At 66.3% G+C, this 13,335-nt stretch carries 10 protein-coding genes; 4 read left to right on the plus strand and 6 right to left on the minus strand.

From position 1 onward, the window contains the following. The first annotated feature begins 150 nt into the window (after nucleotides 1–150). Nucleotides 151–2,010: an ABC transporter ATP-binding protein gene (locus NTV05_06505; protein ID MCX6544052.1), complete on the plus strand. Its 1,860-nt coding sequence runs from the start codon at nucleotides 151–153 to the stop codon at nucleotides 2,008–2,010. A 24-nt stretch (nucleotides 2,011–2,034) separates the two neighbouring features. On the opposite strand, the gene pheT is transcribed toward NTV05_06505, so the two are convergent. Both pheT and pheS read right to left on the minus strand, forming a co-directional pair. Continuing rightward, entirely contained in the window at nucleotides 2,035–4,593 is a 2,559-nt protein-coding gene (pheT, locus tag NTV05_06510; protein ID MCX6544053.1) for a phenylalanine--tRNA ligase subunit beta, read from the minus strand. A 1-nt stretch (nucleotide 4,594) separates the two neighbouring features. Next, complete coding sequence (gene pheS / locus NTV05_06515) at nucleotides 4,595–5,626, minus strand: phenylalanine--tRNA ligase subunit alpha (protein ID MCX6544054.1); 1,032 nt, start codon at nucleotides 5,624–5,626, stop codon at nucleotides 4,595–4,597. 134 nt (nucleotides 5,627–5,760) lie between these two features. Between pheS and NTV05_06520 the strand changes: the two genes are divergently transcribed. Continuing rightward, nucleotides 5,761–7,215, plus strand: a complete 1,455-nt coding sequence (locus NTV05_06520; GenBank protein MCX6544055.1) for a C45 family autoproteolytic acyltransferase/hydrolase — start codon at nucleotides 5,761–5,763, stop codon at nucleotides 7,213–7,215. 7 nt (nucleotides 7,216–7,222) lie between these two features. Here NTV05_06520 and NTV05_06525 read toward each other — a convergent pair whose 3' ends face one another. Beyond that, on the minus strand, nucleotides 7,223–7,663 hold the full coding sequence (locus NTV05_06525; GenBank protein ID MCX6544056.1) for a DUF6526 family protein: 441 nt from the start codon (nucleotides 7,661–7,663) through the stop codon (nucleotides 7,223–7,225). Nucleotides 7,664–7,751: 88 nt separating this feature from the next. On the opposite strand from NTV05_06525, the gene NTV05_06530 reads away from it, so the two are divergent. Beyond that, nucleotides 7,752–8,702: an RluA family pseudouridine synthase gene (locus NTV05_06530; protein MCX6544057.1), complete on the plus strand. Its 951-nt coding sequence runs from the start codon at nucleotides 7,752–7,754 to the stop codon at nucleotides 8,700–8,702. A 247-nt stretch (nucleotides 8,703–8,949) separates the two neighbouring features. Continuing rightward, nucleotides 8,950–10,380 carry an amino acid carrier protein gene (locus NTV05_06535; GenBank protein ID MCX6544058.1) on the plus strand — a complete coding sequence of 477 codons (1,431 nt, stop codon included), beginning with the start codon at nucleotides 8,950–8,952 and terminating at the stop codon, nucleotides 10,378–10,380. 29 nt (nucleotides 10,381–10,409) lie between these two features. Here NTV05_06535 and NTV05_06540 read toward each other — a convergent pair whose 3' ends face one another. The 3 genes from NTV05_06540 to NTV05_06550 all read right to left on the minus strand — a co-directional run bounded on the left by NTV05_06540 (nucleotide 10,410) and on the right by NTV05_06550 (nucleotide 13,050). Then, nucleotides 10,410–10,601 carry a hypothetical protein gene (locus NTV05_06540; GenBank protein MCX6544059.1) on the minus strand — a complete coding sequence of 64 codons (192 nt, stop codon included), beginning with the start codon at nucleotides 10,599–10,601 and terminating at the stop codon, nucleotides 10,410–10,412. Between the two features lie 183 nt (nucleotides 10,602–10,784). Next, a complete protein-coding gene (thrC, locus tag NTV05_06545; protein MCX6544060.1) occupies nucleotides 10,785–12,104 on the minus strand; it encodes a threonine synthase in 1,320 nt (439 codons plus the stop codon). Between the two features lies 1 nt (nucleotide 12,105). Next, on the minus strand, nucleotides 12,106–13,050 hold the full coding sequence (locus NTV05_06550; GenBank protein MCX6544061.1) for a homoserine kinase: 945 nt from the start codon (nucleotides 13,048–13,050) through the stop codon (nucleotides 12,106–12,108). Between the last annotated feature and the right edge of the window lie 285 nt (nucleotides 13,051–13,335).

Raw genomic sequence — 13,335 nt, forward strand, 5'->3', positions numbered from 1 at the left:
GCACGGCGTCGATTCTCGACGCCGTGCCGAGAGGGTCGAAACGGGCAGGTCGGATGAGGCAAGCAGGTGCCGTGGAGCGAAGCACCACGGCACTGCAGCTCCCGCCAGCTGCGTGCTGCCGTATCTGCTACTGTGCAAGCGGGAGTCCTGATGTCGATAGAGGAGAAGAAGAAGGTGCGCTTCTCGAATGTGTGGGAAGAGGCGCGCGTGCTGGTCTGGGCCCATCGCTGGCGGCTCGCGCTCGGCCTGGGGCTGATGCTCATCAACCGCGTGGTGGGACTGGTGCTTCCCGCCACCTCCAAGTACCTCGTCGACGACGTCATCGGGAAGCACAACGCGGACTTGCTGCCGCTGCTCGCGCTCGCGGCGGCCGGCGCGACGGCAGTTCAGGCGGCGACCTCCTTCGCTCTGTCTCAGGTGCTCAGCGTGGCCGCGCAGCGGGCCATCACCGAGATGCGGAAGAACGTGCACGAGCACGTCATGCGGCTGCCGGTGGGCTTCTTCGATACTACGCAGACCGGGCAGTTGATCTCACGGATCATGACCGACGCCGAGGGGATCCGGAATCTGATTGGCACTGGGCTGGTCGAGCTGACGGGAGGATTCGTCACGGCCGGCCTCGCGCTCGGCGTGCTGTTCTACCTCAACTGGCGGCTGACGTCGGTGACGCTGGTCGTGCTGCTGATGTTCGGCGCACTGATGGCCGTGGCCTTCATGCGCCTGCGGCCGCTCTTCCGGGAACGCGGCCAGATCAACGCCGAGGTGACCGGGCGGCTCAACCAGGCCCTCGGCGGCGTGCGCGTCGTCAAGGCCTACGTGGCCGAGAAGCGCGAGGAACTGGTCTTTGCAAAGGGCGCACACCGGTTGTTGCGCAACGTGGCGAAGTCGATCACCGGCGTGTCGACCGTCAGCGCAGGGGCCACGGTGATTGTTGGCGTCATCGGCGTCGTCATGCTCGTCGTCGGGGGGCGCGCCATGATCGCCAACACGATGACGCTGGGCGACTTCCTGATGTACCTGCTGTTTACCGGCCTCACGGTGGCGCCGCTGGTGCAGATCGCGTCGATCAGTACCCAATTGAGCGAAGCGTTTGCGGGCCTCGATCGCATCCGCGAGATCAGGCGCATGGCGACCGAGGATCAGCAGGACCAGACCCGGGCGCCCATGCCGGACCTGGTCGGCGACGTGCGGTTCGAGGGAGTGGACTTCGAGTACACCGCCGGCGTGCCCGTGCTTAAAGGCGTGACGTTTCACGCGCCGGCCGGCACGACCACGGCGCTGGTGGGATCGAGCGGATCTGGCAAGAGCACACTGATCTCGCTCATCATGACGTTCGCCCGGCCGAAGGCGGGCCGTGTGCTGGTGGATGGCCACGACCTGGAGACGGTGAAGTTGCGCGACTACCGCGAACACCTCGGCATCGTGCTCCAGGACAACTTCCTGTTCGATGGCACGGTGGCGGACAACATCGCCTACGCCAGGCCCCATGCCTCACGTGAGCAGATCGAGGCGGTGAGCCGGCTCGCGCACTGCGACGAGTTCGTGCGGGGATTTCCGGAGAAGTACGACACGGTAGTGGGTGAGCGGGGCGTGCGGTTGTCCGGCGGCCAGCGGCAGCGCGTCGCCATCGCCAGGGCCCTGCTGGCCGAACCCACCATCCTGATCCTCGACGAGGCGACGTCGAGCCTCGACAGCGAGAGCGAAGCGATGATCCAGGATGGCCTTGCGCGCCTGCGCACGGGACGCACGACCTTCGTGATTGCCCATCGCCTGTCGACCATTCAGAGCGCCGACCAGATCCTGGTCCTCGAGGCGGGAGAGATCGTCGAGCGCGGCACCCACGAGAGCCTGCTGGCCATCAACGGCCGGTACCGGCAGCTGTACGACAAACAGTACAGGTTCGAACGCGACCGCTTCATCAATCCGGGCGAGGATTTCACGCCGGAGCCGCCGGCCCCGGAACCAGCCCAGCCCGTTCCCGGCGTGTCGATGCGGCCCGGCGCGCTGTAAATCCGTTGGGCCCGCCCGCCCTCGTCAGCCCCGCAACGTGGCGCCCAGTTCGGTCTGCAGCGCCCGGACGATGCGCTCGCGGATCTTCGCGGCGTCGACATCCGTCAATGTGCGGTCGGATGCCTGATAGGTCAGGCTGAGTGCCAGGCTCTTGTTCCCCGGGCCAACCTGTCCTCCGCGGTAGACGTCGAACAGCGCCATCCCCGAGAGCATCGGTCCTCCGGCCGCACGGACCACCGCGCAGACCTTTGCCGCAGGGATCTCGTCACTGACGATCACCGCGATATCTTCGCGCACGGGAGGGAACGTCGGCACGGCCCTCGACGCATGTCGATCGGTGACGTCGGCCGTCAGCGTCGCCAGATCCAGTTCGGCGATCAGGACGCGCTGGCCGGTGATGCCGAAGCGCCCGGCGACCGCCGGGTGCAGTTCGCCGAAATGACCCGCCGGCTCGGCGCCGATGAGCAGCTTCGCCGACCGGCCTGGAATCAGCGACGGATGCGCAGCCGGCTCGACGCTGATGGCCGGGACCTGCATCGCCTGGGCGAGGCCCTCGATGACGCCCTTCAGATCGTAGAAATCCATCGGCTCCCGATCCGCGCCTTGCCAGCCTGGCATCGCGCGCGGGCCGGCCAGCAGCATCGCGATGCGCACCGGTTCCTCAGGCAGCACACGATCCGGGCGTGAGAGGAAGACCGGGCCGACTTCGAAGAACGCGAGCCGATCGGCGTGCCGGGCGTTGGCCGCGGCGATCTCCAGCAATCCCGACAGCAGCGTCCGTCTCATCACGACCCGATCGACGACGATCGGATTGGCGAGCCGAACATACGGAGGCTCCTCGCCCGGCTCAGAGTTGGCCGCCAGTCTGGCCTCGCGTTCGGGTGATGTCAGGCTGTACGTCACGATCTCCTGAAGCCCAAGGCTGACCAGCAGATCGCGCACGCGCTCTTCGATGATCAGTTCGCGATTGGGATGGGGCGGCGGGATTACCTCGGCGAGCATCGTGTTCGGGATCCGCTCGTACCCATAGATGCGGGCCAACTCCTCGACAATGTCCGCCTGGCCGGTGATGCCCTGACCGATGTCCAGCCGATGTTCCGGGGCGGTTGCGCGAACCGTGCCCTCGACGACCTCGCAACGGAACTCGAGCGCACCGAGGATCCGCACGATCTGGTCAATCTCCATCCTCACGCCGAGCTGCCGCTCCACGTCGGCCGGCGTAATCGCGACGACGGGCGGGTCCACCTTGCCCGGGTACCGATCGACGAGGCCCGCAGCAACGCTCCCGCCAGCCCACTCACGCATCAGCCCCAGCGCGCGGTTCACGCCCCACTCCGCGAGCGCCGCGTGCACGCCCCGCGAAAACCGGTACGAAGCCTCAGACGGCAGGCCCTGTGCCTTGACGGTCTTCCGGATGTTGATGAAATCCCAGGCGGCGCCTTCGAGCAGGATGTTCGTGCTCGATGCCGAGATCTCCGATTCGGCGCCCCCCATCACCCCAGCCAGCGAGAGCGGGCCGGCGGCATCGCACACGAGTACGGCATCCTGGTCGAGGGTGCGCCCGACATGGTCGAGCGTCGTGAGTGTCTCACCGGGCGCCGCCCGCCGTGTGATGATGGTCGGGCGCGTGTCGCCCGCGCGCTTCCGGATCACGTCCCAGTCGAACGCGTGCAGCGGCTCGCCCAGTTCGAACATCACATAGTTGGTCGCGTCGACGATGTTGTTGATGGGGCGCGTGCCAGCCAGACGCAGCCGGCGTTGGACCCGGTACGGGCTTGGTGCGATCGCTACGCCCTCGATTAGTCCCAGCGCGAACCGAGGATTGAGCGCGGCATCCCGGATCTCGACGTCTACGCGCCCCGCCAGCGGAGCGCCCGTCGCGGCGACGGTCGTCGCCGGCGTGATGAGCGGGACATCCGTCAAGGCGGCGATCTCGCGCGCGATGCCGACGATGCAGGCGTTGCGCGCCATGTTTGGATTGATCTTCACCGTGAAGACCACGTCGCCCATGTACGCGGCCGCTGGCATCCCCACCGGGGCATCCGCGTCCAGCACGATAATCCCGTCGTGTTCGTCCGAGATCCCCAGTTCCTTCTCGGAGCACACCATCGACTTCGATTCGACGCCCCGGATCTTGGCGCGCTTGAGCGTCATCACTTCGCGGCCGGGCTTGTGGCCGTCGTAGAGGACCGCGCCCTCACGGGCGTACACGACCTTCATCGGCGTTGCGAGCGGCCCGGTGCCCTTGAGCGGGAACAGGTTCGGCGCGCCCGTGAGTACGATCTGCTCGGTCCCGGTGCCGTCATCGACGCGCAGGAGCGTGAGCCGATCGGCGTTCGGATGCGGCATCACCTCGAGGACCTGGGCAATGACTATCGTGGCGGGGTTCCAGGCGATCCCCACCGCCGGGGGCCCGGACCGCCCGGTGGCTGGCAGGCCCGCGATCGGCCGCTGCTCGGGCGCCAGGCCGACGTACTCGATTTCCTCCACCTCGAGCCCGGCAAAGGTCAGGCGGGAGGCCAGCTCGTCTGGCGTATCGACGATAGCGACGTAGTCTCGCAGCCAGGTCAGAGGGACTCGCATCTCAGAATTGCTCCAGGAAGCGCAGGTCGTTCGCGAAGAAGTACCGGATGTCCTCGATCTTGTGCATCAGCATCGTGATGCGCTGAGGGCCCATCCCGAAGGCGAACCCCGAGAACTCGCGCGGGTCGTAGCCGCCGTTTTCCAGCACCACCGGGTGGACCATGCCGCAGCCGAGGATCTCGAGCCACCCGCTCTGCTTGCAGACCGGGCAGCCGGCCCCGTCGCACACGAAGCACTCGACGTCCATTTCCGCAGACGGCTCGGTGAACGGAAAGTGATCGGACCGGAAACGCGTCCGGACAGCGGTGCCGAAGAGCGTGTGAGCGAAGGCCGTGAGCGTGCCCTTGAGGTCCGCCATCGTTATGTGGCGGCCGATGGCCAGTCCCTCGATCTGATAAAACTGGATCTCGCTGCGGGCCGTGATCTGCTCGTAGCGGTAGCACATGCCCGGCAGGATCACCCGAATCGGCTCCGGGGCCCGTTCGCGCATCACGTGAATCTGGCCCGGCGACGTGTGCGTTCGCAGGATGACGTTGGGCGTCGTCGTATAGAAGGTGTCCCACATGTCGCGCGCCGGGTGGTGCGGCGGGATATTGAGCAGCGTGAAGTTGTACTCGTCCAGTTCGACGTCCCGCGACCGGTACACCTGGAACCCCATCTCGGCGAAGATCGCGTAGATTCTGCGGAGCGTCTGCACGGCCGGGTGCAGGCGGCCTCGCGCCAGGGCGCGGCCCGGCAGCGTGACGTCGATTGCGCCGGCCGTGATGGCTCGCTCCAGTTCGCTGGCGCGCACGCGCTGGGCGGCGGCCTCACACGCCTGTTCCAGAGCCTGCCTGGCCTGGTTGGCGCGTTGGCCGAACTCGCGCCGCTCCTCTTTCGGGAGCGTTCCCAGCGTGCCGAGGGCGGCCACCACCGGCGCACTCTTCCCGAGATGGGCGACGCGCCAGGCATCGAGCGACGCGGAATCCGCCACTGCGCTCAGTGCGGCGAGGGCATCCCGCACCATCTGATCGAAGTCCATCGCCATAGCCATAGCTGTACAGAGTACAACGGCCGCCCCGTTGGTGTCACAGGCCTCCCCAAGGCAGCCGTTTGATCCGGGGCGCGACCTGCACTAAGGTAGCACGCACAAGACGTTCTCGATGCCTGGGTTCACTGGAGGCGGCGATGCGACTGCGTTACGGATGGATGGCTGGAGTGCTTGCGGTTCTGGTGTGCAACGCGTGCGGCGGGTCGTCGGTCACGACCACGACCGCACCAGCCGGCCAGCAGACGGCCCAGACGGCCGCGCCGGCCGATCAGGCGAAGGGAAGTTACCGGTTCGAGCGCAACGGGTGGATCTTCGTGCACCTGGAAGGCACTCCCGAACAGGTCGGCTTCCAGCACGGGTACCAGCTCGCTCCGGAGATTGCCGACCTGCTGAGGGTCGCGAAACCGTACCTGGAGAAGAGCTCGAAGCGGGACTGGGCCTTCTACCGGGACGCCGCCGAGAAGGTGTTGTGGCCGGGCGTCGATGACGAGTACCGCGCGGAACTGGACGGCATCGTCGCCGGTCTGGCGGAGAAGGGCGTCAAGGTGGATCGCTGGGACATCGTGGCCCTCAACGGCATCGAGGAGTTGCCGGACTACTACGTACCCTGGCTGAACAAACAGCAGGGGAAGCCCCCGCAGGGCAAGGCGCCGGGCAATTGCAGCGCGTTTGTCGCCACCGGTGACTGGACAAAGGACAAGCGCATCGTGATCGCTCACAACGCCTGGACCAACTACATCGTTGGCGAGCGCTGGAACATCATCTACGACATCAAGCCCGCCAAGGGCCACCGCATCCTGATGGACGGCCTGCCGGGCGTGATTACGAGTGCGGACGACTTCGGCGTCAACGATGCGGGGATCGCGATTACGGAGACCACCATCACGGGGTTCGAGGGATTCGATCCGAAGGGCACGCCCTACTTTTACCGGTCGCGCAAAGCGCTGCAGTATGCCGAGTCGATCGACGACTACGTGCGCATCATGGTGGATCGCAACAATGGCGGCTACGCCAACGACTGGCTGCTTGGCGACAACAAGACCGGCGAGATTGCGCTGTTCGAGCTTGGGCTCAAGAACTGGACCGTGGACAAGACGAAAAATGGCTACTTCGTCGGATCCAACTTCCCGGTCAAGGCCAAGCTCATCAAGGAAGAGACGAAGTTCGACGTGACCAACAAGGCCAGTTCACCCAATGCCCGGCGTGCGCGGTGGGAGCAGCTGATGGCGCAGCACAAGGGGGCGATCGATATCGAGCTGGCGAAGGCGTTCGAGGGCGACAAGCACGACGTCATCACGAAGAAGGACGGGCCCAACGATCGGACGTTGTGCGGCGCGGTCGAAGACGTGGCGCGGGGGATTCCGGAGTGGGACTGGGCGCCGTACTTCCCGGGCGGGACCGTGCAGGCGAAGGCGATGGACGCCAGCATGATCGGCAAGCTCGAGATGTGGGCGGCGATGGGCCGCCCGTGCACGGGCGACTTCAAAGCGGACCCGTTCCTGACCGCACACGCAGAGTACGGCTGGATGAAGGGCCTGCTGCGCGACATGAAGAGCGAACCGTGGACCCGGTTCGCCACCGGCATGAAGTAGTCGTGCGTCAGGCCCGCTGGTAGTCCGCCCGCCAGTTCTTGACGGCCTGCTTGATGGCCTTTTGACTGGTCAGCGTTCCGTCGAGGACCTGCCGGGCCAGGTCGGGTAACTCAGCGTCGCCGGCGAATCTGAGCGCCACCAACTGCTTGACGGTGAACTCGTTGATCCGGGGTTTCAGGTCCGCCGGCAGCAGTTCCCGCATCCGCATCCGCTCTTCGAGGCGAATCACGCGGTCCTGCACCGTCATGGCCATGATCCGCGCCAGGAAGAACAGCACCACGAGGGCGATCGCCAGCCCCAGCCCCATCAGGTTGGGCCAGCTGAAGTGAACCACAGCCTGGTACAGGGCGAAGAAGAAGTTGATCGCGAACAACGGGAACGCGACGTAGTGGTACGTGGGCACGACGCGGGCGTGATTCTCGAACGTCTGTGGAGTCTTCTGAGCCATGACTGTCTCCTTTGGCAGGAACCCGACCGAGCGATGATACTCTGAACCGAAAAAGGGGCCAGGCCCCTTTTCGGAGGGGCGCAGCCTGATGGATGAATGGATCGTCGAGAGCGCGGATGCCGGGATGCGGCTGGACCAGTGGCTGGCCGGCCGGACCGAGGCCGGCTCTCGAAGCCGGGCGTCGCGCTGGCTTGCCGGCGGCAAAGTGTACGTCAACGGACAGCCGGTCGAGCCAGCCGCCCGCGCCGATCGAGTCATCGCCGGTCAGCGTGTCAGCGTGTGGATGGATCGTCCGGGCTCGGCGAAACCGGCTGACCGCTCGGTGGCCGACGTGCGTCACCTGCTCACCGTGGTTCATCAGGACGAGGCCATCGTCGTTCTTGACAAGCCAGTGGGCCTGCTGGTCGAACCGCTGCCGGGCCGCGCCGGTGAGGAGAACACGCTGCTTGATTTGCTCGCGGACTACTACCACCACGAGCGGCGCTCGCGCTCGTATGTCGTGCATCGCATCGATCGCGACACCAGTGGTCTGGTTCTGTTCGCGCGGACCGCATCGGCGCGCGACGCCTTGAAGGACCAGTTCGAACGGCGCACGCCTGAGCGGGTGTACCAAGCCGTGGTGATTGGCCGGCCTGTGCCCGCCGAGGGCGTCTGGCGAGACACGCTCGCGTGGGACGCTTCGTCGTTGCGGCAGCGCCAGGCGCACGGGCGTGACGCGCGCGGGAAGGACGCCGAGGCGCGGTACCGCGTGATCGAACAGTTCGCGGAGGCGGCCGTGGTCGAGGTGACGCTCGTCACCGGCAAGCGCAATCAGATCCGCGTGCAGGCCGCGATGCGAGGCCACGCGCTGCTTGGCGAGCGCCAGTACCGTTTTGGAGCGCCGCCCGAGACGCCCAGCCTGCCCCGCATCAATCGCCAGGCACTCCACGCCTGGAAGCTCGGCTTCGTGCATCCGACGACTGGCCGGCGCGTCCACTACACGTCACCGCTGCCCGAAGACCTCGAGACCCTGCTCCGCGCGTTGCGCAAGAAAAAGTAGGCGCCACTTGCCCTGACAGAACCGCAACACGCTCAACAGGCACCGCGTCATGTGACCGACGATCGACCGATCGAACCTTTGTGTGGGTGCCGAGGGCGACGCCATGATCCTCCGGTGACTGGTGAATGCCTTCTATGCTACACCGCGCAATTGGTGGTTCGCGAAGCGCGCGATTCGGGCTCGCAGGATGGCGGATTCCGTTGGTCAACTGTGAGGCCGTGCGCTAGCATACTCGCGGGAGTCCACCATGCCTGAAGCCGTTTGGAGTGCCATCTTCCGGGCCAGCGATCTCATGCGGGGCGCCATCGTCGGGGCCAGCGATTTCGTCTGGGGACCCTGGAGTACTCCGATCGGCCCGATTCCCGGGCCGCTGATGATCCTGCTGATCCTGACGGGCCTGTTCCTGACATTTCGGACCGGGTTCGTTCAGGTGAGACGGTTCCCTGAAGCCCTTCGCACAATCGTGCCGAAGGCCAGCGCGGGAGCGGCCGGAGCCCTCTCGCCGTTCCAGGCGTTCATGACGGCGCTCGCGGCGTCGATCGGCACCGGCAACATCGCGGGCGTGGCGACGGCGATCGTCATGGGCGGCCCAGGGGCATTGTTCTGGATCTGGGCGTACGGCTTCGTGGCGATGGCGATCAAGTTTGCCGAGGCGGTGCTCGGAATGACCTTTCGCGTCGCGCACCAGACCGGCAGTTCGTCAGGTCCGATGTACTACCTGCGCGACGGATTGAAATCGCGCTGGCTGGCCGGGACGTTTGCGCTGGTGGCGGGCGTCGCGGCGCTCGTCACGACCCCCTTTACGCAGCCGAATTCGATGGCGGTCGTCCTCAAGAGCCAGTTCGCAATTCCGACGTGGATGTCGGGCGTCGCCATCGCCGTACTGACGTGGCTCGTGATCATCGGCGGTGTCGGCGCCATCGGACGTGCCGCCGCGAAACTGTCGCCGCTGAAGGTGACGCTCTATCTGGCGGGCGGCCTGTTCGTCATCGTCAGCCACATCTCGCAACTGCCCGGCGTCCTGATCCTCGTGTTCCAGGATGCGTTCTCGTTCCGGGCGGCGGCTGGCAGCAGCGTCGGCCTTGGCATCATGGTGGCCATGCGGTACGGACTCGCGCGCGGCATCTACGCCAACGAGGCCGGCTATGGCACGGCGGCTGTGGCGTACGGCACCGCCCGCAGCAAGACGCCGACGCAGCAGGGACTGAATGCCGTCATCGAAGTCTTCGTCGTGTCGTTCGTCACCTCGTCTATCAGCGCCTTGACGATTCTCGTGAGCGGCGTGGCGCAGCAGTCGATTGCCGCCTTCAAACAGGGGGGTAGAGGATTGGAGAGCACGGCGCTGGTGGCGGCGGCGTTCAACACGACGCTCCCCGTCGCCGGCGGATGGATTGTGGCGTTCTGCGCGTTCCTGTTTGGCTACACAACACTGATTGGATGGGCCTACTACGGAGAGCAGTTCTTCGAGTACCTGTTTGGCAAGCGCATCGCCACCCCGTATCGCTGGGCGTACTGTCTCCTGATTCCGCTCGGAGCGACGTTGAGCGTGGAAACGGTGTGGGCGTGGGGCGATCTGATGAATGGCCTGCAGGTGTTTCCCAACCTGATCGGGCTGGTGGGACTGAGCGCCGTGGTCGCTGCGGCGGCTCGCGCGAGACTCGGCGACGCAGGCAAGTAGCCGTCCGCCGGATCGGGAAGTCTTGGCCGCTACGAGCTGGCTGGCGCGGAGGCGGTGTCCTGCAACACCGTCTGCCGACCCTCGGCGTGCTCGCCGTCTCGACAGGCTTCTCCGCGGGCATCGACAATCGAGACGACGCGACCGTCGTACGTTTCGTAGATGCCGAGCAGGCACCCGCATGGGAGACGACGACTGTTCAATCCTCGCAGAATCCTGGTCACCTGTTGCTCCCCGCTCGTTCGTGTCTGATGCCTCGGGTCGATTACTGAGTCCTGAGTGCGTTAGACCGGCGGGTTGGGCGGGAGGTTACTAAGACCTTCGATCCATGAATTCGGCAGCGAATCTGTTCACTCAGGACTTAGTGCTGAGCGAGCGCGTTTCACCGGACTGCCTCGCACGAATGTTCAACCGTCGTTGCGAGTCGAAGCACCAAGCCATCGACGGAACGTGTCGAACCGGGTGTCGGCGAGATCCGTCGCCAGGAGCGGCAGGGAGAGCCAATCCCGTTCCTGTTCAGGGAGTTGCGGCTCAAACCCCAGTTCGGCGCGAATCGCGCCGCCGAACTTGGCCGGGTGGGCCGTCAGCAGCGCGATGACCGGGTGGTGTTCGTCCGTCGAGGCGAGGTACGTCCTGGCGGCGGCATAGGCGACCGCGCCGTGCGGGTCGAGCACCACGCCGGACCGAGCGTACGCCCGTCGAATCGCGTCCCGGGTCTCGGGTTCGGTGACGCGCTCGCCGCGCACGAACTGCCGCATCGTGTCGACTGAGCCATCACTCAAGTGGAGCAGACGCGCAAAATTGCTGGGATCGCCGACATCCATCGCATTCGATATCGTGACGATAGATGGTCGTGCACGATAGACGCTGGTCGCGAGGAACTCGGGCAGCACGTCATTGACGTTGGTGGCAGCGATGAAGCGTGCGATCGGCACACCCATCCTGGCTGCAAGCACTCCGGCCGTCAGGTTTCCCAGGTTGCCTGACGGCACCGAGAACACCACCGGCTGGCCCGATGCGCCGGCGACCGCCAGATAGCCTGCCACGTAGTAGAAGCTCTGGGGCAGCAGGCGTCCGATGTTGATGGAGTTGGCCGACGACAGGTGGAGCGCCGAAAGTGCCGGATCGCGAAAGGCCGCCTTCACCAGGCGCTGACAGTCGTCGAACGTGCCGGGCACCCGCAGCGCGTCCACATTGCCGCCGATCGTCGCCATCTGCGCTTCCTGGAAGGGCGACACCTTGCCGGCCGGATAGAGGACCACCACCCGCACCCCCGACACGCCCGCGAATCCACGGGCGACCGCGCTTCCCGTGTCGCCTGAAGTCGCGACCAGGATTGTCGCGTGCCCGCCGCGCTCGGCCAGCGCGTGTCCGAACAGCCTGGCCATGAATCTCGCGCCGAAGTCCTTGAAGGCGAGCGTCGGGCCGTGGAACAGCTCGAGCGCGAACAGCCGTTCTTCCAACTGGACGACGGGAACGGGGAAGTCGAGCGCATCGGCCACCAGGCGCTCAATCACGCGCGGCGCGAATTCCCCATCCAGCAGTCGCTGCGCGAGCACGACCGCGAGACCGCCGAACGGCAACTCCCGCCACGACTGAAGCTGGTCGACACCGAAGTGCGGCAACTCGGTTGGAAGGTACAGCCCGCCATCGGGCGCGAGGCCTTCGAGGAGTCCTTCGACAAAGCTGACGTGCGGCGCGCGGCCGCTCGTGCTCGCCAGCCGCATGTCAGTCAATCACCCTGGCGCCCTCGGCGCTGATCGGGCCGGTCCATGCGTCGCTGCCGAGCCCCGCCGCGTCGCCGAAGGCCGATCGCATGGCCTGCGCCACCCGGGCCGCCACGTCGGCTTCTCCCGCAAACGCAAAGACGGATGGACCCGAGCCCGAGATCGAACACCCGAGCGCCCCGTGATCGCGCGCGGCACGCCGCACGGCGTCAAAGCCGGGAATCAGCTCGGCGCGCACCGGTTCGACCAGCCGGTCCACAATCGATCGCCCCAGCAACGCCAGGTCCTGTTGATACAGCGCCGCCACGAGGGCGGCGAGGTTGCCCGCGTTCGCGACGATGTCGGGGAGCAGGAACCGCTGTTCCTGAAGCAGAGCACGGGCGCGCGCCGTGGAGACTTCGCAGTGCGGATGCACCACCGCCACGAACAGCCCATCGGGCACCGGCAGCGAGACGATGTCGAGCGGATCGCAGCTCCGGATGAGGACGAACCCACCCAGCACCGACGGGGCGACGTTGTCGGGATGTGCGGACCCGGACGCCGCGCGCTCGCCCTCCATTGCGCAGGCCACGATCTCGAGAGGTGAGAGCGGCCGGCCGAGGATGATATTGGCGGCAACAGCGGCCGCCGCGGCCGACGCTCCCGAGCTGCCCAGTCCGCTGGCAAGCGGAAGGCCTTTCTGCAGCCACAGCCGGATGCCGGGCACTTGCCGGCGGACCGCGACCCGCGCCAGCACGGCCGCCGCCGCCACGCCAGCGCTGTTTGCTGCCGCGTCCGTGGGCAGCTTTCCGTTGTCGCCGGTGACCTCGACCAGTTCGACACCGGGCTCTTCGCGCAGCTCCAAACGGACCGTATCGCCAGGCCGGTGCATCGCAAAGCCCAGCACGTCGAAACCGGGACCGACGTTCGACACGGTCGCCGGGGCAAACACTCGGATGTGTGACATCGGGTACCCGACAGATCTTAGCTCGACTTGCGATCCGTCTCGCCGACATTCCGTGCATCGCTCGGCGTCCGGGGGAGCTCCTTGGTCCGTCACTCCGGCGAACGCCGGAATCCAGCAGTGTACCTCTCTGGACCCCGGCTTTCGCCGTGGTGACGATTCTGCGTGGTTCGGTGGGATGAGGTTGACAATCGATGTTGAGTGTCGAGCGGGGGCGGGTGGCGAGGCTCCGGTATCATACGGGTGGAGGCGCGGCGGGCCATCTGGATGTGGCGCGCGCGGAGTGTG

This window comes from Acidobacteriota bacterium, from assembly GCA_026393755.1.
GTDB lineage: Bacteria > Acidobacteriota > Vicinamibacteria > Vicinamibacterales > JAKQTR01 > JBAXOX01.

Coding starts and splice junctions, on each gene's coding strand:
- thrC (MCX6544060.1), bottom strand. CDS start 12,104: ATGCGGCTGGCGAGCACGAGCGGCCGCGCGCCGCACGTCAGCTTTGTC.
- pheT (MCX6544053.1), bottom strand. CDS start 4,593: ATGCGAGTCCCTCTGACCTGGCTGCGAGACTACGTCGCTATCGTCGAT.
- NTV05_06550 (MCX6544061.1), bottom strand. CDS start 13,050: ATGTCACACATCCGAGTGTTTGCCCCGGCGACCGTGTCGAACGTCGGT.
- NTV05_06520 (MCX6544055.1), top strand. CDS start 5,761: ATGCGACTGCGTTACGGATGGATGGCTGGAGTGCTTGCGGTTCTGGTG.
- NTV05_06505 (MCX6544052.1), top strand. CDS start 151: ATGTCGATAGAGGAGAAGAAGAAGGTGCGCTTCTCGAATGTGTGGGAA.
- pheS (MCX6544054.1), bottom strand. CDS start 5,626: ATGGCTATGGCGATGGACTTCGATCAGATGGTGCGGGATGCCCTCGCC.
- NTV05_06525 (MCX6544056.1), bottom strand. CDS start 7,663: ATGGCTCAGAAGACTCCACAGACGTTCGAGAATCACGCCCGCGTCGTG.
- NTV05_06530 (MCX6544057.1), top strand. CDS start 7,752: ATGGATGAATGGATCGTCGAGAGCGCGGATGCCGGGATGCGGCTGGAC.
- NTV05_06535 (MCX6544058.1), top strand. CDS start 8,950: ATGCCTGAAGCCGTTTGGAGTGCCATCTTCCGGGCCAGCGATCTCATG.